The sequence below is a fragment of the Variovorax pasteuri genome (assembly GCF_051216435.1).
In the GTDB taxonomy this organism is placed as follows: Bacteria; Pseudomonadota; Gammaproteobacteria; order Burkholderiales; family Burkholderiaceae_C; genus Variovorax.
The window spans coordinates 102,195-123,578 of the sequence record NZ_JBPJZS010000008.1 but is presented as its reverse complement, the minus strand read 5'-3'; the positions used below and the strand labels follow the sequence as shown (position 1 = coordinate 123,578).

The following is a 21,384-nucleotide window of genomic DNA, read 5'->3' as shown; positions in this document are numbered from 1 at the left end:
CATCATGAACAGCTCCGCCTACGCCCTGTCCATCGACGCACCGGTCTGCCGGTACGTGGACCTGGACGGCTTCACCGATCTCCTGCCCGCGCAACTGCTGTCGGCGGAAGAGTGCACGCGCGCCGCAAGCTTTCGCTTCCCGGCCGACCGGCAGCGCTTCGTGGCCGCGCACATCGCCCTGCGCCAGGCGCTGGCCGAGTACACCGGCCTGCACCACGCGGCGCTGCACCTGGCGACGGGCTCCTTCGGCAAGCCCTCGCTGTCGGGCCACACGCGCACCCAGTTCTCGCTGAGCCACAGCCGCGGCCTGGCGCTGATTGCCATCGGCGGGCGAGGCCCGCTGGGCGCCGACGTGGAGTTGCTGCGCCCGGTGCCGGACATGGCGGCGCTCGCGGCCGAGCACTTCACGCTGCGCGAACAGGAGGCGCTGGCTGCGCTGCCCGCGCATGAGCGCGAGCGCGCGTTCCTGACCTGCTGGACGCGCAAGGAAGCGTGCCTGAAGGCCATCGGCGTGGGCCTGCTGCTGTCGCCGCAGAGCTTCGAGGTGGGCGTGACGCCCGACTGCCGCAGCGTGGAGCTGTCGGTGGCCGGGCGCATCCTGTGGCTGGTGCTCGGGCCCGCGCCCGAGCGGATGGACTGCGTGGGCTCGCTCGCCGAGTGGCGCCAGACCGAAGCCCGCGCGGGCGCAGCGGGTTCTGCCGGTTCCACGGCCCGTGTGGCGGAGGCCCACGCATGAGCACCGCCACGCCACTGATGTTCGGACCGGCCTCGCGCCAGGTCTTCGGCGTGTTCCATCCCGCGGAGGACAACCGCGCCGAGAACACCGCGGTGCTCTTCTGCCCGCCGTTCGGCCAGGAAGGGCTGCGCACGCACCGCTTCTTCAAGGTGCTGGCCGAGCGCTTCGCGCGCTCGGGCGTCGCCGTGCTGCGCTTCGACTTCTACGGCTCGGGCGATTCGCCGGGCGACGAGAGCGAAGGCGAGCTCGACGGCTGGCGGCGCGACCTGTGCGCCGCGCACGAAGAGCTGCGCCGGCGCGCGCCGAATGCCTCCATCGTCTGGATCGGTGCGCGCCTGGGCGCCACCCTGGCCGTGCTGGCCGCGCGCAGCGGGCGCTGCGACCCGGTGCGCCTGGTGCTGTGGGAGCCGGTGATCGACGGCAAGCGCTACGGGCGCCTGCTGCGCGAAGAGCACGTGGCTGCCATCGACACCACCTTCTGCATCCCCGACCTGGCCTGGCGCCGCAGCCTGGTGAACGAACCCGATGCCTTGCCCGAGGAAGCCCTGGGCACCTCGCTCTCGCCCGCCTTGCGCGCACAGCTGGCGGCACTGGTGCCCGAATCGCTGCCGCTCACGGCGCTGCACGACACGCTGGTGCTGGCCGAGCCCGACGACACACACACCGCGCAGTGGGCCGCCGACCAGCAGTCGCGCCACATGCCGGTGCGCCTTGCGTACTTCAGCCACCCGCTGGACTGGACGTCCGACCCCTACCCCAACAGCGCGATGGTTCCGGCCGAAGCGCTCAACCGCCTCCAGGGAGCCTTGCATGAATGACATGACACAGACGCCGGCGCGCTTCGGTCCCGGCGATGCGCTGGTGGGCATGCTCACCGCCCCCACGAACCAGGCGCCTGCCGACGTGGCCTGCCTGATGTTCAACATGGGGGCCAACCACCGCGTGGGCCCGCGCCGCATCAACGTGAAGCTGGCGCACATGCTGGCCGCGCGCGGCGTGAGCAGCCTGCGCTTCGACCTGGGCGGCATCGGCGACAGCGACGCGCTGGACACCGCACCCGACGTGCAGGCCCGCGCCGTGCACAGCCTGGAGGCCGCCATGGACCTGGGCGAACGCATGCTGGGCGCGCGGCAGTTCGCCATCGTGGCCATGTGCTCGGGCGTCGAGCAGGCCATGGCGGTGGCCGCCGCCGATGCGCGCGTGGTCGGCGTCTCGCTGTTCGACGGATTCGCCTTTCCGGAACGGCGCTCGCGCTGGGAGCGCACCCTGCGCCGCGCGCTGGCCGCACCCGCGCACCCGGCGTTTCCGGGCAAGGCCAAGCGCTGGCTGCAGCGCCACTTCCTCAAGGCCCATTCGACCAAGCCGATGCCCGGCTACTTTGCGCAGGAGCGCTCGGCCGCGGACAACGCCGCCTGGTTCGGCACGACCCTGCAGCGCCTGGTCGAACGCAAGGTGGCGGTGCAGATGCTGTATTCGGGCTCGCTGCATGTGAACGACCGCAGCCGCGACCAGCTCGGCAACTTCGCCCGCGAGCCCTACACCCAGGCGCTGCAGTACGAGTTCATGCGCGAGGTCGACCACACCGTGTGCACGGAGCGTGGACAGCAGCTGTTCCTGCAATGCGTGGGCGACTGGGTGACCGAGCGCTGTTTCGGCACCTCCTCCGACGCCGCCGAGGCCTCCGGGCGCCGCACCCCGAGCCGCGCCACGGCGAGCGCCGAACGCGCCATGCCCACCACCTGGGCCGCGCCATGAACCACGCCCCGCGCCTGCCACTGCCCTTTTTCAGCAACCCACCCCCCCACCGTCAACCGGCCGTCAAGGAGATCACCATGGAACGCCCCGATCGAACGACGCAGTCACGAGACATGCGCCCCCTCTGCACCAGCGCACAAACCCCGGCGCATGCCCGGGCAGAAAACAAGTTGCGATGGCTGGGGCTGGCCATGCTGCTGTCCCTGGGCCTGGTCGCGCTGTCCGGCTGCGCGCCGGGCTTCGGCACACCGGCCGCGCTGGGCTTCACCCCCACCACCGGCGACAGCACCGCCTCGGCGGAGAGCAGCAAGATCATCCCGATCACGCCCGACCTGGTGCGCGCACAGATGGCGCAGAAGCCCAAGGACCTGCCCGCCGCCGTGAAGCGCCTGTTCGCCACGTCGCCGATCTACACCATCGGGCCGGGCGACGTGCTCGGCATCATCGTCTACAACCGGCCGGAGCTGCTGCCCAACGCCGGCGCGGTGATCGCGCAGCAGTCGGACCCGACCGGCGTGAGCGTGGCGCCCGGCTTCATCGTCGGCGCCAACGGCGAGATCAGCTTTCCCTACATCGGCCGCACCAAGCTGCAGGGGCTGACCGAGAGCGGCGCCTCCGAGCTGATCGAGCGCCGCATCAAGGACTTCATCAAGGACCCGCAGGTCACGGTGCGCATCCAGTCGTTCCGCAGCCAGCGCGCCTACGTGCAGGGCGAGGTGCGCACCCCCGGCCTGCAGATCTTCACCGACATCCCGATGACGCTGTCGGAGGCCATCAGCCGCTCGGGCAGCTTCACCACGGCGGGCGACCGCTCGCGCGTCTCGCTGACCCGCGGCGGCGTGACCACGGTGGTCGACCTGCCGCTGCTCGAGTCGCTGGGCTTCGACGGCAACGGCATCGCGCTGCGCAACGGCGACATCGTGAACGTCGGCACCCGCGAGGACAGCCGGGTCTACGTGATGGGCGAAATCAGGGCCCCCTCAGCGCTGCAGATGCGCATCAACGGCCGCCTGAGCCTGAACGAGGCGCTGGGCGACGCCGGCGGGCCCGACCTGCTGGCGTCCGACCCCGGCCAGATCTACGTGGTGCGCAACGCGCCCGGCAACCCGGACGTGCAGCAGATCTTCAACCTCAACGCGAAGAACCCGGTGGCGCTCGCGCTGGCCGACCGCTTCGAGCTGATGCCGCGCGACGTGGTCTACGTCGACCACGTGCCGCTGGTCACCTGGAACCGCGTCATCAGCCTGATCCTGCCGGCCGCGCAGGTTGCCAACCTCAGCCGCGACACCGCACGCCGGTGAGTGCTCCTCCCTCCCATACGAAAAGGTGAACCTCATGAACGCGCGCTGGCAAGCTTCGCTCCCCGGTCCCGCTCCCGTGTCCACGCCCGTGGCCGCGATCGAGGCCGGCTGGGTCCGGGAATCCCGCTTCCAGGAGTACCTGGACATCCTCATCGACAGCCGCTGGCTGATCGCCTCCATCACCGCGCTGGCGCTGCTGCTGGGCGTCGGCTATGCCCTGTTCGGCCCCCGGGTGTACGAAGCCAACATCCTGATCCAGGTGGAAGACCCGGACCGCTCGGGCGGCAACTTCCCGGGCGACTCGACCGCGGCCGCGGGCATCGGCAACAAGACGCCGGTGTCCGGAGAGACGGAAATCCTGAAGTCGCGCATGGTGCTGGGCCAGGCGATGGAGGACACCCAGCTGTTCATCAGCGCGCGGCCCCGCTACGTCCCGCTGGTGGGAGAGTTCCTGGCGCGCCATTCGAGCCAGCTCTCCAGCCCCGGCATCCTGGGCATGGGCAATTTCGTGTCGGGCACCGAGCGCATCGCCGTCGCGCAGATGGACGTGCCGCCGGCCTTCGAAGGCAAGAAGTTCACCCTCGTCGCGGGCGACGGCGGCACCTACACGCTGACCCACCCGGATCTTGAAGCGCCGCTGAAGGGCACGGTCGGCGTGCCGCTGGATGCGGCCGTGCCCGGCGGCGTGCTGCACCTGCTGGTGGGCTCCTTCGAGGCCCGGCCCGGCGCCGCCTTCGAGCTGGTGCGCCAGTCGAAGCAGCTCACGCTGCTGGGCCTGCAGAAGGACCTGCGCGTGGTCGAGAAAGGCAAGCAGTCGGGCGTGATGGACATCAGCCTGCAGGCCGAGAACCGCAACAAGCTGGCCGACGTGCTCAACGAGATCTCGCGCCTGTACGTGCGCCAGAACATCGACCAGAAGACCGTGCAGGCCGAGCGCGCACTGGCCTTCCTGGGCACCGAACTGCCGAAGTTCAAGGCGCAGCTGGAGCAGTCGGAAGACAGCTACAACCAGTACCGCAACCAGAACGGCACCATCAGCCTGGACGACGAGGCCCGCAATGCGCTGGCCCAGAGCGTCGACCTGCAGGCCAAGCTGCTCGACGCCAAGCAGAAGCGGCTCGACCTCATGGGCAACTTCACGGCCAAGCACCCCGCCGTGGTGACGCTGGACACGCAGATCGCCTCGCTGAAGAAGGAGCTCGGCGGCGTGGAGGGCCGCATCCGCCGCATGCCCATGATGCAGCAGAACTCGCTGCGCATGCAGCGCGACATCAAGGTCAACACCGACCTGTACGCCACGCTCCTGAACAGCTCGCTGCAGATGCGCCTGGCCAAGGAAGGCAAGGTCGCCAACGTGCGCGTGCTCGACCAGGCGCTGGTGGCGGAGAAGCCGGTGCGCCCCAAGCCGCTGATCGTGGTTGCGCTGGCGCTGGCGGCGGGGCTGTTCTTCGGCGGCGCCGCGGCCATGGCGCGCAAGAACCTGCGCCGCTCCATCGCCAGCCCCGAGGACATCGAGGCCGTCACGGGCCTGAGCGTGTACAGCACCATCGCGCTGAGCAGCCAGCAGCGCGTGCTCGACCGCGCCATCCGCGCCGGCAAGCCGGGCGTGAAGGTGCTGGCCGCGCTGCACGTGCAAGACCCGGCGCTCGACGGCCTGCGCCGGCTGCGCACCGCGCTGAAGTACGTGATGCATGGCGCGCCGAACAACCGCATCCTGATCGCCAGCGCCACGGCCGGCGCGGGCAAGACCTTCGTGTCGTCGAACTTCGCCACCCTGCTGGCCGCCTCCGGCAAGCGCGTGCTGCTGATCGACGCCGACATGCACCGCGGCAGCCTGAGCGAAGAGTTCGGCCTGCTGCGCAAGGACGGCCTGGCCGACGTCATTGCCGGCGGCGTGCCGCTGGAGCAGGCCATTCACCACCATGTGCTGCCGCACCTGGACGTGATGACCTCCGGCAAGCCGCATGCGGACCCGGCCGGCCTGCTGGCCAGCGAGGTGTTCACGCACACGCTGCAGACCCTGTCGGCGCGCTACGACGTGGTGATCGTCGACGCGCCGCCCACGCTGGTGGCCACCGAGACCGCCGAGATGGCGCCCATCATGGGCACCTTGCTGCTGGTGGCGCGCGCCGACGCCAGCGAAATGGGCGAGCTGGTGGAAAGCGCCAAGCGGCTGGCCCATGTGGGCGCCGTATTCCACGGGGTGGTGTTCAACGCGGTGGACACCTCGCAACGCCAGCACCGCAGCTACAGCTACGGCTACTACGGCTATGCGCCGGCGCGCCGCGAGCCGTCGTATGCCATCGACACGGCCGACACCGTGATGCCCAAGCGCATCGAGCCGGAGCACGCCACGTCATGAACACGCTTCGATCGACCTCCTCCACGCGGCAGGGCGCCGACGGCGCGGCCGGGGGCGCCACGGCCGCGGCCAACACACCCGCGTACGGCCCGCTCGGCGGCACGGCCTGGCTGCGCCATGCCAAGCGCGCGGCCGACATCCTGATGGCCGGCTCGTTCTTCCTGTTCTTCGGCTGGGCCTATGCGCTCATCTGGCTCGGCGTGCTGCTCACCTCGGGCGGGCCGGCCATCTACATGCAGCCGCGCTACGGCAAGGACGGCAAGGTCTTCAAGTTCTACAAGTTCCGCTCGATGGTGGCGGAGTCGGACGCGGTGCTGGCGCGCCACCTGCGCGAGAACGAGGCCGCCCGGCGCGAGTGGGCGGTCTACCAGAAGCTGCAGAACGACCCGCGCATCACCCGCTTCGGCGCCATCCTGCGCAAGTACAGCATCGACGAGTTCCCGCAGTTCTGGAACGTGCTCAAGGGCGACATGAGCATGGTCGGCCCGCGCCCCTGCATGTTCACGCAGAAGGACCTGTACGGCGACTACTGGGTGCACTACTGCGCCGTGCGCCCGGGCATCACCGGCCTGTGGCAGATCAGCGGACGCAACGAGATCAGCTACCGCCGCCGCGCCGCCATGGACGCGGAGTACGTGGCGCGGCTGTCGCTGTGGCGCGACCTCTCGATCCTGCTGAAGACCTTCGGCGTGGTGACCGGCGCGCGCGGGTCGCGCTAGGCCGCCCTCCTTCGATTTCGTCTCCCTCGTTTCTTCAACCCCCTTCAACCTCTTCACCGAAAGCTCCTATGCGTATCTTTGTTGCAGGTCATCGCGGCATGGTGGGTCAGGCCGCCACACGCCGCCTGAGCGAGCTGGGCCACGACGTGGTCACGCGAACGCACACCGAACTCGACCTTCTCGACCAGGCAGGCGTGGCGCGTTTCTTCGCCACGGAGCAGATCGACCAGGTCTACCTGGCGGCGGCCAAGGTGGGCGGCATCCACGCCAACATGACCTACCCCGCGCAGTTCATCTACGAGAACCTGGTCATTGCCACCAACGTCACGCACCAGGCCTTCGTGGCGGGCGTGAAGCGGCTGCTGTTCCTCGGCTCCAGCTGCATCTACCCGCGCCTGGCCGAGCAGCCGATCCGCGAGGAGTACCTGCTCAACGGCCGGCTGGAGCCCACCAACGAGCCCTATGCGATCGCCAAGATCGCCGGGCTCAAGCTGTGCGAAAGCTACAACCGCCAGTACGGCGCCACGCACGGCATCGACTACCGCAGCGTGATGCCGACCAACCTGTACGGCCCCGGCGACAACTACCACCTGGAAAACAGCCACGTGGTGCCGGCGCTGGTGCAGCGCTTCCACCTGGCGAAGATCAGCAATGCACCCAGCGTGCTGATCTGGGGCAGCGGCCGCGCGCGGCGCGAGTTCCTCTACGTGGACGACATGGTCGAGGGCTGCCTCGAGGTGATGAACCTCTCGCGCGCCGAGTACGAGCAGCAGACCGACGCCATGCGCGGCCACATCAACCTGGGCACCGGCATCGACGTGTCCATTGCCGAGCTCACCGAGCTGATCCGCGAGGTGGTGGGCTACACCGGCAGCATCCGCTACGACCTCGCGCAACCCGACGGCGCGCCGAGAAAGCTGCTGGACGTGTCGCGCGCGGCCACCCTCGGCTGGCGCGCGAAGGTGACGCTGGCCGAGGGGCTGCGCCGCACCTATGCGGACTACCAGAAGGCCATCCGGCCGATCGAGGAGCCCGAGCACCTGCAGGCCCCCGCGCACGCCTGATCAGCCTGCACACCCGTCCCTTCCCCACTACCCGACAGGCCCACCATGCGAACCCTTTCCTTCTGGTCCGGCATCGTTTGCGCGCTGCTGTGCGGCCTGGTCGACCCGGTGTGGGGCTACGCGGCGGTGGCCGCGCTGTCGCTGGTGCAGCTGTCGATGCTGGGCGCCCCGGGTGCCAGCCTGTTCCTGCTGATCCACTACGCGGCGATCCTCACGTACTTCTCGATCGCACCGGCGATGCAGATCGCGAGCGACGTCGGGTTCTGGGAGGCGGGCGTGCTGGGCACCGCGGCGCACACGCAGGCGCTGATGCTGCTGCTGCTGTACATGGCCGGTGTGGAGGCCGCGCGGCTGGGCGTGCCCGATGTGCCGGTGCGGGTGCACCGGTACATCGGCGCGCATCCCGCGGGCGCGGCGCACCCGGTGCTGCTGCTGGTGAGCTGCTCGCTGTCCGCCTTCGCGGTGCTGTTGGTGCGGCCCGACCTGAACTTCGTGGCGCGCGGCGTCGTGGGCGACGACGAGAGCGTGCCGGTCGACCTCATCTTCTATTCCACGCTGCCCAAGCTGATCGTGCTGGTGTGCTTCGTGGCACTGGCGATTCACGCGGTGCGCAGCCGCACGCTGTGGGCCTGGTGCGCGGCGGGCCTGGCGGGCGGCCTGGCGCTGATTGCGGCCAACCCGGTGAACACTGCGCGGCAGGTGCTGCTGATCGGGCTGCTGCCGCTGCTGATCCACGCCTTCGGGCGCGGACGGCGCTGGCTGCTGGCCGGGGTGGTGTTCGGCGCCATCGCGGGCCTGGGCCCGGTGCTGAACCTGATCTCGCGCGGCAGCCTGTGGGGCGAAGAGCTCACGACCTTTCCGTTCAGCCAGGATTTCGACGCCCAGTACGTGGTGGCCGGCATCCTGGAGCGCGCGCCCATTCCCGACCTGGGCTGGGGCCGCTACCTGCTCTCGGCCGTGTCCTTCTTCCTGCCGCGCGACCTGAAGATGTTTCCCGACTTCGACCCGCTCGGCTGGTCGGCCATCCTGGGCAACTTCTCGCAGAGCAACCTGTCGCTGCCGCCGTTCACCACGGCCTACTTCGACTTCGGCCTGGCCGGGCCCGCGCTGTTGGGCCTGGCGATTTCCGCGGGCTTTCGCTGGGCCGACCGGGCCGTCGATCCGAACGGTCCGCTGTCGGGCTCCTACCTGGCGGCCCTGGTGCTGCTGGCGGCCTATGTGCCATTCATGCGCGGCCCGATCCTCGGCTGGGGGCCCTTCGCGGCCTCGGGCCTGATCGCGGCGCTGATCGCCGGGGTGCTGAGTTCGCGCGGCCGACAGCAGCGTCGCATCAAGTTGCGCGCAGTGCGGCGCGATGTTCCGAACGTCTGAGGGCGCACCCATGGCCACTTACCTGTACTACGACACCATCCGCCTGAACAAGGCGGCCGGCGGTGTGCTGAACGTGTCCGAGGTGCTGCTGCGCAACATGCGGCTGTCGCGCGACGACCGGGTCGAGGCGGTCAGCGAACGCCACCCGCGCATCTATGCAGCGGCGCAGCGCCTGAAGCTCAGCCGCTTCGTGCTGGACACGCTGCTCTACAACTTTCACCGGCTGCGCGCGCTGCTCGCGGGCGAGCGCGTGGTCTCGGTGTTTCCGAACTACTTCCTGCCGTTCACGCTGCTGGGGCGCCATCGCGATTCGGTCACCATCGTGCACGACCTGCAGTACAAGGCCTATCCGCAGTACTTCGGGCGCGCCAAGCGCCTGTTCCTGGACTGGAACCTGTCGCGCGCAGCGTGCAGCGAAGCGGACGTGGTGTTCATCAGCAAGAGCAGCCAGCAGGACTTCGAACGGCACTTCGGGCGCTGTGCGCATCCGGCGGTGATCTTCAATCCGGTGGACGTGCTGCGCGCCGCTGCGGTGCCTCCTGCCGCACCGGCTGAGTCACCGGCTGCGGCGCCCCACGAGCGCTACCTGATCGCGGCCTACCACTACTACCCGCACAAGAACTTCGGCGGCATCCTGGCGCTGTTCGAACGCATGAAGCGCGCCGGCCTGGTCGACTACCTGGACATCACCGGCAACGGCGCGGCCGACGTCGAGCGCATGGTGGCCGCGCTGGCGCCCGAGGTGCGCGGCTCCGTGCGGCATCGGGGGCTGGTGTCGCGCGAAGAGCTGATGCGGCTGTACCTGGGCGCCACGGCGTTCATCTCGTTGTCGACCTTCGAGGGCTTCAACCTTTCGGCGGCCGAGGCGGCCACGCTGGGCGTGCCGCTGCTGCTGTCGGACATTCCCGTGCACCGCGAGCTCTTCGCGGGCTACGGCTTCTTCGTGGGCAGCGCGTCCAGCGACGCCTACCAGCTCGCGAAGTACCTGGCGCGCCATGAACGCACCCGCCCGGCCTGGCCGCATGCCGCCACCTGCGCACCGGCGGCGGTGGCCGGGCGCTACCTCACGCTCAAGCGCGGCGCGCTGTCTTTCACCAGGGCGCTGCCATGAAGACCTTTCCCGCCGTGATGGTTCGCGTGGTCGCGGCGCTGCTCTTCGGGGCGGCGCTGGTGGCGGTGATCGCGCAGCCGAAAACGCCAGAGGCCTCCCAGACCCAGCCGAAGGGAACGACTGCAGCGCAGCAGCAGCCCATGCAGGCCCAGCCGGCCGGCGTGCCGGTGCCCGGGCTCGGCGTGATGGTGCACTACCTGCCCGACAAGCAAAGCATCCGCGAGGTGATGCGCTTCGACGTCGAGTCGTTCGCGAACCAGCTCGCGGAGATGCGGGTGTCGCACCTCATCCTGACGCTCGGGCAGAACAATGGCCAGTACATCGCGCCCAACTCCGCGCTCGAGGTGCTGTGCCCCGCCAGCGCGAAGAACCGCTCGCCGCGCGACCTGCCGCTGGAGATCGGCCAGGCGCTGCGCAGCCGCGGCATCGCGATGATCCTGTACCTGCCGTTTCGCGCCCCGCAGTCCGACCGCTACCTGATGGACTGCCTGGGCGACGTGAACGAGCAGCAGCCGCCGCCGGCCAGGTTCATCGCCGCCTGGTCCAGCGTGATCCGCGACTGGTCGGAGCACTACGGCCCGCTGGCCGCCGGCTGGTGGTTCGACGGCACCTACAACACCACGGGCGTGACGACGGCCGGCTGGGAGCAGCTCTGTGGCGCCGCGCGCAGCGGCGCGGCCAACCGCCTGCTGGCCTTCAACGCCGGCGAAGGCGCGCAGCGCTTCAGCCTGAAGTCGGTGCCCTGCCAGAACCTGATGGCCGGCGAATACATGGAGCCGCCGGCGCACCCCGAGGCGCCGCCCTCGGAGCTGATGTTCCACGTGCTCACGCCGCTCACCGCCTCCTGGGGCCGCGAGGCGCCGGCGCGCTTCACGGCCGGGCAGCTGCGCAACTGGATCTCCGAGGCCGCCGCCGCGCGCGGGCTCCTCACGCTGGACATGCCCGTGGACGCCACCGGCCGCTTCATGCCCGCGCACATCGCGCTGCTGAAGAGCGTGACCTCGCGCAAGCCCTGAACACCCAAGAAATCCTGTCACACGTCCATTTCAAGAACCAACCCCTCAAACGCCATGAAACCCTCCCTGCCCTTCATCGTCGTGGAAGACCGCCAGAACAAGACGCTCGCGCTGTGCCGTGAATCGGCGGTGCTGGCCGAGGAACAGCTGCTCGTGCTGTCGCAGACCGACGCCGGCGCGAGCTACGAACGCTTCTGCAAGTCGTACGTGCACCTGTCGAGCAACTCCGCCGAGTTCGAAAAGATCTGCTTTCGGCGCTACTTTCTCCTAGCGCAGTTTCTGGAATCCAGCCCGGATGTGCGCGAATTCGTGCTGATCGACAGCGATGTGCTGCTTTTCCAGGGCGCCGCCGCGCACATTGCGAGCCTGGTGGGCAAGGCCGACTTCTCGGGCTCTTCCATGCAGTCGGCCGACGGCTGGAACCCCTGCCAGATCTCGCCGCACGTGAGCTACTGGACCGCCAACGGCCTGCGCCGCTTCGTGGCCTATGTGCTCGACAGCTACGCCACGCCGTCGGGCCGGCGCAAGCTGCGCGAGATTGCAGCGCGCTTCGCGGCGCGCGGCGTGCGCGGTGGTGTGTCCGACATGACGCTGCTCTACCTGTGGGCGCGCACCACGGGCAACGATGCGCCCGTCAACCGCGTGCTGGGCGGCACCGTCATCGACCACAACATCAACGGCATGCAGAACCTGCTGCCGCGGGAGTTCAGGGTTCGCGGCGGCGCCAAGCGCATCACCTACAGCGACGGCAAGGCCTGGTTGACCACCGAAGCCGGCGAGATGACGCGCGTGGTCGCGCTGCACTTCCAGGGCAGCGCCAAGATGGCCATGCCCTATGCGCTGCGCGGCCACATGCACACCGTGGCGGCCGTGACCTACGCGCTGCAGATGGCGCGCCGCGGCAAGAACTACGCGTTCAGGGCTGCTGCGTTCGCGCGCCGGCTGTTCGACACGCGCCGCGTGGTCCACGCATCGACCGGCAAGTGAGCCGCCGCAGCGACGCCATGAAACCCTTCAGCCCCTCCCTCGCCCTGCCCGGCGCCCGCATGGCCTGGCTCTCGGGCCTGGGCGCGCTGGCTTCGCGGCTGTATGTGTACCTGTCGGGCTTCGTGGCCGTGTTCCTGATGGCGGCGACCATTCCGCCCGCGCGCTTCGGCGAGTACTCGGTGTACCAGTCGGTCATCGAGGTGGCGCTGGTGCTGGGCACGCTGGGCAGCTCGCTGCTGTTCTCGCGCCACGCGGCCGGCGGGCCGGCCGGTGCGCACGGTACGCCGGGTGTGACGCGCGGCGACGTGGTGCGCACGCTGGCCATCGGCCTGCCGCTGGCTGCCGTGCTGGTCACGGTGATCCTGGCGGTGCAGCGCCTGCCGGTGGGCGACGCGCCCTTCGCGCTGGTGGTCGCCACGCTGGCGATCTTCTCGTTCAACAGCCTGCGGCTGTCGTTCAGCCGCGGCCTCGGGCATGCGGGCCTGCTGAACCTGGAGGCCGGCATCCGCTCGACCATCCTGGTGGCGGGCGTGGGCCTGTGCGCGGCGCTGAAGTTCGACCTGGGCGTGGCGCACCTGCTGCTCATCAACCTGTTCGCGCTGGTGGTCGTGTGCACGGCCATCGGCCTGCCGGGCAACGGCGCGGCGCCGCCCGCCGGGCGGGCTGCCATCGGCCTGGCGTCGCAGGGCAGCGCCACGGTGTACTCGCTGCTTATGTTCCTGCTGCGCAAGTCGGACCTGCTGGTGGTGGCGTACTTCATGCCGCTGGGCTATGTGGGCGCCTTCAAGATCGCCTTCCTGCTGGCCGAGGCGCCTTCGCAGTTCGTGCAGGCCTTCCTGTTCACCAAGACCCGAGCCATGCTGGAGGCCGACCCCAGGCACTTCGGCGACGCCCAGCTGGCGCTGGCCCGCCATTCGTTCCTGCTCGGCTGCGGCCTGTTCGTCGGGCTCGGGTGCGTCATGGCGGTGGCAGCGCCGCTGCTCAAGCTGGGCGACGAGGCCCGCAGCATCTTCCTTTGCATCGCGCCGTACTACCTGCTGCGCACCTACACCATCCACCACGAGATGGTGCTGTCGCTGAAGACCTCGATGGGCTCGCTCGGCCGCTGGGCGCTGCTGGAGGTGGCGCTGCGCTTCCTCTCGTACGCCGTGGTGATCGTGCTGTTTCCCGGCAAGCCGCACTACGTGTTCCTGCTGGCCTGCGTGTCCGACTTCGTGCTGTACGAGACGCGCATGCGCCTTGTGTTCGGCTTCTTTCCCATTCAACGCCTGCTGCGCGCGAGGTCACTCAAGTGAAAATTCTTCTCTACTCGATGAACTTCACTCCCGAGCTGGCCGGCATCGGCAAGTACTCGGGAGAAATGGCGCAGTGGCTGCACGCGCGCGGGCACGACGTGCGCGTGATCGCCGCGCCGCCCTTCTTTCCGCAGTGGTCGGTGTTCGACGGCTACTCGGCCTGGCGCTACCGCAAGACGGTGTGGAACGGCATCACGGTGTGGCGCGCGCCCACCTGGGTGCCGAAGAAGCCGCGCACGCTGGCGCGCATGGCGCACCTGTTCTCGTTCATGCTGTCGAGCATTCCGCTGCTGTTCGCGCAGATGCGCTGGAAGCCCGACGTGGTGTTCGTGGTGGAGCCGCCGCTGTTCTGCGCGCCCTCGGTGCTGTTCTTCTCCAAGATGGCGGGCATCAAGTCGTGGCTGCACATCCAGGACTACGAGGTGGACGCCGCCTTCGGCCTGGGTTTGCTCAGCGGCGAGCGGGTGCAGCGCTTCGCGCGCTCGGCCGAGCACTGGCTGCTGGGCAAGTTCAGCCGGGTGTCCACCATTTCCGCCGCCATGGTCGACAAGGCCCGCGGCAAGGGCGTGGCCGACAGCCGCGTGGTGCTGTTTCCCAACTGGGTGGATGTGAAGTCCATCCACCCCACGCCGGCCAACACCTCGCCCGACGGCTACCGCGCCGCGCTGGGCATTCCGCAGGACGCGGTGGTGGTGCTGTATTCGGGCAGCCTGGGCAGCAAGCAGGGCATCGAACTGCTGGCCGAGGCGGCGCAGTTGCTGGCGTGCTCGCACGACATCCACTTCGTGTTCTGCGGCAACGGCCCGAGCCGCGAGTCGCTGAAGGACGCGTGCGTGCGCCTGGCCAACGTGCACTTCCTCGACCTGCAGCCGGCCGAGCGGCTCAACGAGCTGCTGGGCATGGCCGACATCCACGTGCTGCCGCAGCGCGCCGACGCCGCCGACCTCGTCATGCCCTCCAAGCTGGGCGGCATGCTGGCCAGCGGGCGCGCCGTGATCGTCACCGCGCATGCCGGCACCGAGCTGAGCAACGTGGTGTCGGGCCGCGGCATGGTGGTGCCGCCCGGCGACGCGGCGGCGCTGGCCGACGCCATCGAGCAGCTCGCCATGTCGCGCCAGACGCGCGAGGAAATGGGCGCGGCGGGCCGGCGTTTCGCCGAGTCCGCACTTGACCAGGACGCCATCCTGCAGCGGCTCGAACGCGAGCTGCAGCGCTGCGTGGCCGTCGGCTGACCCACCCCAACTCCTGGAGCACCGACCATGCGCCTTCGCGACAAGATCCTGGTAACCGGCGGCGCCGGCTTCATCGGCAGCCACACCTGCGTGGCGCTGATCGAGGCGGGCTACCAGCCGGTGGTACTCGACTCGCTCGTCAACAGCGACGCGCGTTCGCTGCAGCGGGTGGCCTGCATCACCGGCGTGGCGCCGCTGCTGGTGCGCGGCGACGTGCGCGACACGGCCCTGCTCGGCCGCGTGCTCGCGGACCCGGCGATCCGCGCGGTGGTGCACCTCGCGGGCCTGAAGGCAGTGGGCGAATCGGTGGCCGACCCGGTGAGCTACTACGACGTCAACCTGGCCGGCACGCTGACGCTGGTGCAGGCCATGGCGCGCGCCGGCGTGCGCACGCTGGTGTTCTCTTCGTCCGCCACGGTCTACGGCGACGCGCAGCACTCCCCCATTCCAGAGAGCGCGCCTTGCGCTGCCGTCAACCCCTACGGCCGCACCAAGGCCATGGTGGAAAGCGTGCTGGCCGACCTGGCCCACGCCGACCCGCGCTGGGGCGTGGCCTGCCTGCGCTACTTCAACCCCGTGGGCGCGCATGAAAGCGGCCTGCTCGGCGAGCGCCCGCACGGCCCGCCCGCCAACCTCATGCCCTACATCTCGCAGGTGGCCGTGGGCGAGCGCGACTACCTGCTGGTGCACGGCACCGACTACGACACCGTCGACGGCACCGGTGTGCGCGACTACGTGCACGTGATGGACGTGGCCGAAGGCCATGTGGCGGCACTGCGCCACGCCGTGCACAGCCCGGGCCTGCTGACGAGCAACCTCGGCACCGGCCGCGGCGCCTCCGTGCTGGAGGTGGTCGCCGCGTTCGAACGCGCAAGCGGCCGGCGCATCGCCATGCGCCTGGGCCCGCGCCGCGCCGGCGACGCACCGTCCTACTGGGCCGACGCGCGGGGCGCGCGCGAGGTGCTCGGCTGGCACGCACAGCGCGACCTCGACCAGATGTGCGCCGACAGCTGGCGCTGGCAGGCCACCAACCCGCACGGCTTCGACGACCCGGTGCCGCCGCAGATACAGCCCGCCTGGGCACCCGATGCCGGGGCCGTCCCCGTCTTCGCCGCGGACATGCCGCGCTTCCATACATCCAACCTGGGGCACTCCAATGTCTGACAACGCATCGCAATCCTTTGGTGAGCAGACCGACGGTCGTTCGGGGTATCCGCCAGGCATCCTGCCGCCGGCGGCGCCCCTGTGGCCCGGCTTCCTGACCGGACAGCAGGACTCGCCCGTGCGCGTGCTGCTGGTCGACGACGACGAGTTCATGCGCCGAGTGATCGCGCAGGAACTGCTGTCGGACCTGCGCATCCAGCTCGAAGGCCAGGCCGGCACCCTGCGCGACGGGCGCCGGCTGATCGCCACCCACGAGTTCGACGTGCTCATGGTCGACCTGCGGCTGGGCGACGGCACCGGCTTCGACCTGATCCGCGAGGCCCGCAAGCTCAACAGCACCGCCGAGGTCATCGTCATCACCGCGCTGGAGGACGAAGCCCACGTGCTGCAGGCCTTCGAGCTCGGAGCCACCGGCTACCTGCTGAAGGACGCGTGGCTGCAGAGCTTTGCGCAGGCCGTGCTGCAGGTGGTGAACGGCGGCGCGGCCATCACGCCGCGGCTGGCGCGCCGGCTGCTTGCACGGCTGAGCCACCGGCCCGGCGGCGCGCCGCCCTCGGCGGAGGCGCCCCAGCGCGAGGCCACGCTCACGGCGCGCGAATGCGAGGTGCTGCGCTTCGTGGCACGCGGCCATGTCACCGAGGAAATCGGCACCCAGCTGGGCATTTCGGGGCAGACCGTCAACGCCCACATCAAGAACATCTACAAGAAATTGCACGTGCATTCGCGCGCGCAGGCCGTGAGCTATGCGGCGTACTCCGGGCTGATCTGAGCACGTCTCCTTCCCCTACACCCACACCCCCGTACTTCCACAGCAGGCGACCATGAACAACACCCCCATCCACCCCGTGGTTCTTTGCGGCGGCAGCGGCACGCGCCTGTGGCCGTTGTCCCGCAAGGCGCTGCCCAAGCAGTTCGCGCCGCTCATCGGCGGCAAGAGCCTGCTGCAGATGACGCTGGAGCGCCTGAGCGCGCTGAACCCCGACATCACCTGCATCGCGGCGGAAGACCACCGCTTCATGGTGAAGGAAACGGTCGAGGCGGCGCACACCACGGGCCGGCAGATCCTGGAGCCGGTGGCGCGCAACACGGCCGCGGCCATGGCCTGCGCCGCGCTGCTGGCCTCGCCGCAAGACCTGCTGCTGTTCGCGCCGTCGGACCACCACATCCCCGATGCGGCGCTGTTCGCGCGCACCGTGCGCGCCGGCGTCGATGCGGCGCTGGCCGGAAAAATCGTCACCTTCGGCGTGGTGCCGAGTTTTCCGAGCACGGCCTACGGCTACATCGAGGCCGGCCAGCCGTCGGGCGACGGGCGCAGCCAGGCCGTGGTGCGCTTCGTGGAAAAGCCCACCGCCGACGTCGCGCAAACCCTGCTGCTGCATGGCGGCTACAGCTGGAACGCGGGCATTTTCCTGGTGCAGGCGCGCACGCTGATCGCGGCGCTGCGCGGGCATTCGCCCGACATCCTGCTCGCCTGCGAGCGCGCCACGGCGGCGGTGTCCACCGACGGCAGCTTCCTGCGGCTGGACAGCGCGGCCTTCCAGGCCTGCCGCAGCGACAGCATCGACTACGCCGTGCTCGAAAAGCACAAGGACATTGCCGTGGTGAAGTTCGAAGGCATGTGGAGCGACGTCGGCAGCTGGAACGCGGTGGCCACGCTGCACGCGGCCGACGAGTCGGGCAACCGCCTGAGCGGCAAGGCCCGCGCGCTGAACTCGCGCAACACCTTCATCCATGCGCCGCACCGCCAGGTGGTGGCGCTGGGCACCGACGGCCTGATCATCGTGGACACCCCCGACGCCGTGCTGGTGGCCGGCGCGGGCTGCGCCGAGCAGGTGGCCGACGTGGTGCGCAAGCTCTCGCTGGACGGCTGCGCCGAGGCGACCGAACACCGCCGCGTGGTGCGGCCCTGGGGCGCGTACGACAGCGTGGACAACGGCGAGCGCTTCCAGGTCAAGCGCCTGACCGTCAAGCCCGGCGCCAAGCTGTCGCTGCAGATGCACCACCACCGCGCCGAACACTGGATCGTGGTGCAGGGCACGGCCAGGGCCACCTGCGACGGCGTGGTGACGCTGGTGCGCGAGAACGAATCGATCTACCTGCCCTCGGGCGCCGTGCACCGGCTGGAGAACCCGGGCAAGACGACGCTGGAGGTCATCGAGGTGCAGACCGGCGGCTACCTGGGCGAGGACGACATCGTGCGCTTCGACGACACCTATGGGCGCTGCGCGCCGGTGCACACGCTGGCGGATGTGGCGCCGCTTGTGGCGCCACATGTGGCGGCGGTGGCACCCGCCGGGTCGGCGGGTTCAGGGGCGAATGCGGTGCTGCATGCGCCCCTGGAGCACTGAGCCTCGGGTTCGCCCTGGGCCGATCAGGCGCCGCCTGGCCCCATCGACCGCACGGCCTCGTCCCAGGCCTCGAGCAGCTCGGGGCGGCGAAGCCGCTTCGCCGCCTGCCGCAGGTGCGGGTGGTTCGCCAGGCGCGTGAGCAGTTGCAGCTTCTGGCGGGGCGTGAGGCCGCTGGCCAGGATCGGCGCCAGCCACTGCCGGGCCGCCTCCGCCGCCGTGTCGCGGACCACCTTGGCCGCGCCCGCGACCTGAAGGCCCAGTTCGTTGCAGAACGCCTGCAGCCGCGCGGGGCTCAGGATGGCGTCTTCATGCTGCTTTCCGGCGCTCGGTGCGAGCCGCAGCGCATGGCCGCGGGCTCCGTTGTAGAGCACGGTCGCGGTGATGTCGTAGGCCGGCGCGAGCTCGGCGTGGTGCCGGTCGCGGTAGAGCAGCCCGATGTTCTTCAGGTGCATGTCGGCATTGCCGAGCAGCTCGTTGACCTCGATGCGGCGCAGCAGTTCGTGCACCGCCGCCTCTGCGCATTCGGGCAGGCTCAGCAGCACCGCTGCAATCGCCAGGTAGGACTCGGTGTACTTCTGCTCCGGCGGCACGCCGAAGACCTGCGCGAAGTCTTCGAAGTGGACCTTGGCGCGCCGGTCGGCCACGTCGCGGTCGAAGCGGGTCACGGCCAGGAACTGGCCGTCCACCTCGTCGCCCAGGTCGTAGCGGTGCGGTGCGGCCAGCGCCGACATGGGCACCAGCTCGAAGCTGCACACATCGACCCCGGCCAGCCCCGCCAGCGTCATGGCCAGGTTCTCGAGCTGCGGCATGCGCGCGTACTCGGACGACGGCAGCTTGGCGATGATGGCGGCGTCGCCCTGGGACGTGCGGCCCACGAAGCGGCCCTCGGCGTTCTTGTTGACGCCGATCTTGGGCTGCACGCCAGAGATCGACAGCGCGTCCTGGAACGGCTCGGCCCACACCGAGGCCTCGAGCGCGTCCTGGTTCTGCGTGACCAGGCGCTGCAGCGTGGCACGCGAGATGTCTTCCCACTCCGCGGTGACCGCGCCCGGCATGTTCTTGCCGCAGGCCGCGATCATGCCCATGTGGTCCAGCGGATCGATGTCGGCCTCCTCGGCCACGAAGCGGCGGAACACGCCTTCGGGCAGCAGGTTCTGGAAGAACGGCGGCAGCTGGTAGTCGCCCTTGCCGCCCAGCACCGTGTTGAATTCGGGCCGGGTCACGTCGAGCCAGAACGATTGCTGCTGCGCCGGGTCGGCCGCGCGCATGGACTCCGAGAGCACATCGGCGTCGTCCCACGCAAGCCGGGCGTAGCTCTCGTCGGCGACGAAACGCATGACGGGCGGCGAGGCGGGCTGCGCGTACTTGAACAGGCAGCCGATGCGCCGGCCGTACAGCTTGATCACGAGAACGGGCACGTTCATGGGCGGCCCTTTCGCGCGGCGGGAGCCGCAGCGCCCTCCTTCAGGCTGGCCAGCCGCCGCTGCACCGCCGACAGCACATGCGACGAAGTGCCAGCGGGCGCCACGGGCACGGCGCCGGCCTTGCCCGGAGGCGAAGCCGCATCGGAAAGGTCGAGTTCCGGGAGCCCGCGCTTGAGCGCCCTGGGCACGGTCGCCAGATCGAGCTGCAGCACCTCCATCACGGCCAGAAGGGTCGACACCTGCACGTCGTTGCCCTTGAACAGCCGGTAGACGGCCTGGCGGCTGACGCCGGCCTGCTCGGTGAGCTGCTGGCGCGTCAAACCGCTGGCGAGCCGGGCGGCTTCCAGGCGTTGCGCGAGTTCGAGGGAGGTGCTCATGGCGTTGCGTATTCAGTCTTTGTATGAATAACTTATCGTATTTGCAACAATCAAGCAAGTTGCGTATTCGATAAGTTATTGGAACTTTATCGTATTCGATACAAGGAGACCAAAAGACGTTGCGCACGCCGGTCAGCGGATCTTCAGCACCGCGCTCAAACGCTCGACCAGCACACTCACCTTCGCCAGCGACTGCCGGCTGCGCAGCCACACCAGGCTGAGCGGAAGTCCGTCGGTCGACGCCTCGGGCAGCAACTCGACCAACGCGCCGCTGGCCAATTCATCCGTGATGAGCCACGTGGCCAGTTGCCCGATGCCCCAGCCCGCCGTCACGGCCGACGCCAATGCCTCGCCATGCCCCACCACCAGCCGTGCGTCGACCGCGCGCTGCTCGACGGGCTGGCCCGGCGTGGAGAACAGCCACGGGCTGATGCGGCCGTCGCCCCGGCCGTACACGACCAGGTCGTGCCCGGCCAGATCGTCCAGGCTCGCAGGCGTGCCGCGCGCGGCCAGGTACGAGGGCGCCGCACAGAAGATCAGCCGCTCCAGCCCGAGTTGCCTGTAGCCCAGCGCCGCCGCCGCGGGCACCGGGCCGCCGATGCGCACGGCAATGTCGACGTTGTCTTCCGCCAGGTCCACGAACCGGTCGGAGAACGACAGGTGCGGGCGCAGCTGGGCATAGCGCTCCACCATCGGGCGCAGCAAGGGAAGCACCCGCAGCCGCCCGAACGAGACCGGCAGCTCGAGCCGGATCTTGCCCGCGGGCTCGCTCTGGCGCTCGGTCGCCAGCACGATCTCGGCCGCCTCGAGCTCGCCGAGCACCATCGCGCAGGTCTGGTAATAGACCTTGCCGGCCTCGGTGAGCGCGAGGCTGCGCGTGGTGCGCTCGAACAGCCGCGCGCCCAGGCGTTGCTCCAGCCGCGCCACGCCCTTGCTGACGGCCGAGGCGGTCAGGTGCAGCCGCTGCGCCGCACCCACGAAACTGCCCGCGTCGGCGGTGCAGACGAAGGCTTCGATGCCCTTGAGGCGTTCGGTGGGGTTCATGGGCTTTATTCAGGAATCTGAGGAAGTAATAGCTGGAAATCTTATCGCCAACGATCTCTTCCATCGCGAATAAGCTCA

At 69.6% G+C, this 21,384-nt stretch carries 19 protein-coding genes; 16 read left to right on the top strand and 3 right to left on the bottom strand.

All coding sequences use genetic code 11. The features are described from left to right. The first annotated feature begins 4 nt into the window (after positions 1–4). From ACSFBM_RS25585 to ACSFBM_RS25510, 16 genes are all read left to right on the top strand, one after another. Positions 5–736 (top strand): 4'-phosphopantetheinyl transferase family protein, encoded by a 732-nt coding sequence (locus ACSFBM_RS25585; RefSeq protein WP_435486908.1) that lies wholly within the window; start codon positions 5–7, stop codon positions 734–736. Further along, a complete protein-coding gene (locus ACSFBM_RS25580; RefSeq protein ID WP_435486907.1) occupies positions 733–1,554 on the top strand; it encodes a serine aminopeptidase domain-containing protein in 822 nt (273 codons plus the stop codon). Before ACSFBM_RS25585 ends, ACSFBM_RS25580 begins: the two co-directional genes overlap by 4 nt. Then, on the top strand, positions 1,547–2,491 hold the full coding sequence (locus ACSFBM_RS25575) for an alpha/beta hydrolase family protein (RefSeq protein WP_435486906.1): 945 nt from the start codon (positions 1,547–1,549) through the stop codon (positions 2,489–2,491). The genes ACSFBM_RS25580 and ACSFBM_RS25575 overlap by 8 nt, the downstream gene beginning before the upstream one ends. Positions 2,492–2,568: 77 nt before the next feature. After that, positions 2,569–3,792: a polysaccharide biosynthesis/export family protein gene (locus tag ACSFBM_RS25570; protein ID WP_435486905.1), complete on the top strand. Its 1,224-nt coding sequence runs from the start codon at positions 2,569–2,571 to the stop codon at positions 3,790–3,792. 34 nt (positions 3,793–3,826) lie between these two features. After that, the gene (locus ACSFBM_RS25565) at positions 3,827–6,154 is read left to right on the top strand and encodes a polysaccharide biosynthesis tyrosine autokinase (protein WP_435486904.1); all 2,328 of its coding nucleotides are present in this window, start codon (positions 3,827–3,829) and stop codon (positions 6,152–6,154) included. Then, positions 6,151–6,873, top strand: a complete 723-nt coding sequence (locus tag ACSFBM_RS25560; RefSeq protein WP_435486903.1) for a sugar transferase — start codon at positions 6,151–6,153, stop codon at positions 6,871–6,873. The genes ACSFBM_RS25565 and ACSFBM_RS25560 overlap by 4 nt, the downstream gene beginning before the upstream one ends. Before the next feature lie 68 nt (positions 6,874–6,941). Then, a complete protein-coding gene (locus tag ACSFBM_RS25555; protein WP_435486902.1) occupies positions 6,942–7,937 on the top strand; it encodes a GDP-L-fucose synthase family protein in 996 nt (331 codons plus the stop codon). 45 nt (positions 7,938–7,982) lie between these two features. Continuing rightward, a complete protein-coding gene (locus ACSFBM_RS25550) occupies positions 7,983–9,308 on the top strand; it encodes a hypothetical protein (RefSeq protein ID WP_435486901.1) in 1,326 nt (441 codons plus the stop codon). 10 nt (positions 9,309–9,318) lie between these two features. Then, positions 9,319–10,419, top strand: coding sequence for a glycosyltransferase (locus ACSFBM_RS25545; protein WP_435486900.1), 1,101 nt, complete (start codon positions 9,319–9,321; stop codon positions 10,417–10,419). Then, positions 10,416–11,435 (top strand): hypothetical protein, encoded by a 1,020-nt coding sequence (locus ACSFBM_RS25540; protein ID WP_435486899.1) that lies wholly within the window; start codon positions 10,416–10,418, stop codon positions 11,433–11,435. The genes ACSFBM_RS25545 and ACSFBM_RS25540 overlap by 4 nt, the downstream gene beginning before the upstream one ends. Before the next feature lie 54 nt (positions 11,436–11,489). Next, positions 11,490–12,422: a hypothetical protein gene (locus tag ACSFBM_RS25535; protein WP_435486898.1), complete on the top strand. Its 933-nt coding sequence runs from the start codon at positions 11,490–11,492 to the stop codon at positions 12,420–12,422. 17 nt (positions 12,423–12,439) lie between these two features. Continuing rightward, a complete protein-coding gene (locus ACSFBM_RS25530; protein WP_435486897.1) occupies positions 12,440–13,717 on the top strand; it encodes a polysaccharide biosynthesis protein in 1,278 nt (425 codons plus the stop codon). Further along, positions 13,714–14,949, top strand: a complete 1,236-nt coding sequence (locus ACSFBM_RS25525) for a glycosyltransferase WbuB (RefSeq protein ID WP_435486896.1) — start codon at positions 13,714–13,716, stop codon at positions 14,947–14,949. Before ACSFBM_RS25530 ends, ACSFBM_RS25525 begins: the two co-directional genes overlap by 4 nt. Positions 14,950–14,976: 27 nt before the next feature. Then, a complete protein-coding gene (gene galE, locus ACSFBM_RS25520; RefSeq protein WP_435486895.1) occupies positions 14,977–16,113 on the top strand; it encodes a UDP-glucose 4-epimerase GalE in 1,137 nt (378 codons plus the stop codon). Beyond that, positions 16,106–16,882, top strand: coding sequence for a LuxR C-terminal-related transcriptional regulator (locus ACSFBM_RS25515; RefSeq protein WP_435438396.1), 777 nt, complete (start codon positions 16,106–16,108; stop codon positions 16,880–16,882). Before galE ends, ACSFBM_RS25515 begins: the two co-directional genes overlap by 8 nt. Positions 16,883–16,934: 52 nt before the next feature. After that, positions 16,935–18,461, top strand: coding sequence for a mannose-1-phosphate guanylyltransferase/mannose-6-phosphate isomerase (locus ACSFBM_RS25510; RefSeq protein WP_435486894.1), 1,527 nt, complete (start codon positions 16,935–16,937; stop codon positions 18,459–18,461). A gap of 23 nt (positions 18,462–18,484) precedes the next feature. On the opposite strand, the gene ACSFBM_RS25505 is transcribed toward ACSFBM_RS25510, so the two are convergent. The 3 genes from ACSFBM_RS25505 to ACSFBM_RS25495 form a co-directional block, all read right to left on the bottom strand. Further along, on the bottom strand, positions 18,485–19,885 hold the full coding sequence (locus tag ACSFBM_RS25505; RefSeq protein WP_435486893.1) for a type II toxin-antitoxin system HipA family toxin: 1,401 nt from the start codon (positions 19,883–19,885) through the stop codon (positions 18,485–18,487). Further along, entirely contained in the window at positions 19,882–20,262 is a 381-nt protein-coding gene (locus ACSFBM_RS25500) for a helix-turn-helix domain-containing protein (protein WP_435486892.1), read from the bottom strand. Before ACSFBM_RS25500 ends, ACSFBM_RS25505 begins: the two co-directional genes overlap by 4 nt. Before the next feature lie 132 nt (positions 20,263–20,394). Further along, complete coding sequence (locus ACSFBM_RS25495; RefSeq protein WP_435486891.1) at positions 20,395–21,306, bottom strand: LysR family transcriptional regulator; 912 nt, start codon at positions 21,304–21,306, stop codon at positions 20,395–20,397. Between the last annotated feature and the right edge of the window lie 78 nt (positions 21,307–21,384).

What these genes read in the sequence shown, in the direction of transcription:
- ACSFBM_RS25585 (WP_435486908.1), top strand. Translation starts at nt 5, where the DNA reads ATGAACAGCTCCGCCTACGCCCTGTCCATCGACGCACCGGTCTGCCGG.
- ACSFBM_RS25580 (WP_435486907.1), top strand. Translation starts at nt 733, where the DNA reads ATGAGCACCGCCACGCCACTGATGTTCGGACCGGCCTCGCGCCAGGTC.
- ACSFBM_RS25575 (WP_435486906.1), top strand. Translation starts at nt 1,547, where the DNA reads ATGAATGACATGACACAGACGCCGGCGCGCTTCGGTCCCGGCGATGCG.
- ACSFBM_RS25570 (WP_435486905.1), top strand. Translation starts at nt 2,569, where the DNA reads ATGGAACGCCCCGATCGAACGACGCAGTCACGAGACATGCGCCCCCTC.
- ACSFBM_RS25565 (WP_435486904.1), top strand. Translation starts at nt 3,827, where the DNA reads ATGAACGCGCGCTGGCAAGCTTCGCTCCCCGGTCCCGCTCCCGTGTCC.
- ACSFBM_RS25560 (WP_435486903.1), top strand. Translation starts at nt 6,151, where the DNA reads ATGAACACGCTTCGATCGACCTCCTCCACGCGGCAGGGCGCCGACGGC.
- ACSFBM_RS25555 (WP_435486902.1), top strand. Translation starts at nt 6,942, where the DNA reads ATGCGTATCTTTGTTGCAGGTCATCGCGGCATGGTGGGTCAGGCCGCC.
- ACSFBM_RS25550 (WP_435486901.1), top strand. Translation starts at nt 7,983, where the DNA reads ATGCGAACCCTTTCCTTCTGGTCCGGCATCGTTTGCGCGCTGCTGTGC.
- ACSFBM_RS25545 (WP_435486900.1), top strand. Translation starts at nt 9,319, where the DNA reads ATGGCCACTTACCTGTACTACGACACCATCCGCCTGAACAAGGCGGCC.
- ACSFBM_RS25540 (WP_435486899.1), top strand. Translation starts at nt 10,416, where the DNA reads ATGAAGACCTTTCCCGCCGTGATGGTTCGCGTGGTCGCGGCGCTGCTC.
- ACSFBM_RS25535 (WP_435486898.1), top strand. Translation starts at nt 11,490, where the DNA reads ATGAAACCCTCCCTGCCCTTCATCGTCGTGGAAGACCGCCAGAACAAG.
- ACSFBM_RS25530 (WP_435486897.1), top strand. Translation starts at nt 12,440, where the DNA reads ATGAAACCCTTCAGCCCCTCCCTCGCCCTGCCCGGCGCCCGCATGGCC.
- galE (WP_435486895.1), top strand. Translation starts at nt 14,977, where the DNA reads ATGCGCCTTCGCGACAAGATCCTGGTAACCGGCGGCGCCGGCTTCATC.
- ACSFBM_RS25515 (WP_435438396.1), top strand. Translation starts at nt 16,106, where the DNA reads ATGTCTGACAACGCATCGCAATCCTTTGGTGAGCAGACCGACGGTCGT.
- ACSFBM_RS25510 (WP_435486894.1), top strand. Translation starts at nt 16,935, where the DNA reads ATGAACAACACCCCCATCCACCCCGTGGTTCTTTGCGGCGGCAGCGGC.
- ACSFBM_RS25505 (WP_435486893.1), bottom strand. Translation starts at nt 19,885, where the DNA reads ATGAACGTGCCCGTTCTCGTGATCAAGCTGTACGGCCGGCGCATCGGC.
- ACSFBM_RS25500 (WP_435486892.1), bottom strand. Translation starts at nt 20,262, where the DNA reads ATGAGCACCTCCCTCGAACTCGCGCAACGCCTGGAAGCCGCCCGGCTC.
- ACSFBM_RS25495 (WP_435486891.1), bottom strand. Translation starts at nt 21,306, where the DNA reads ATGAACCCCACCGAACGCCTCAAGGGCATCGAAGCCTTCGTCTGCACC.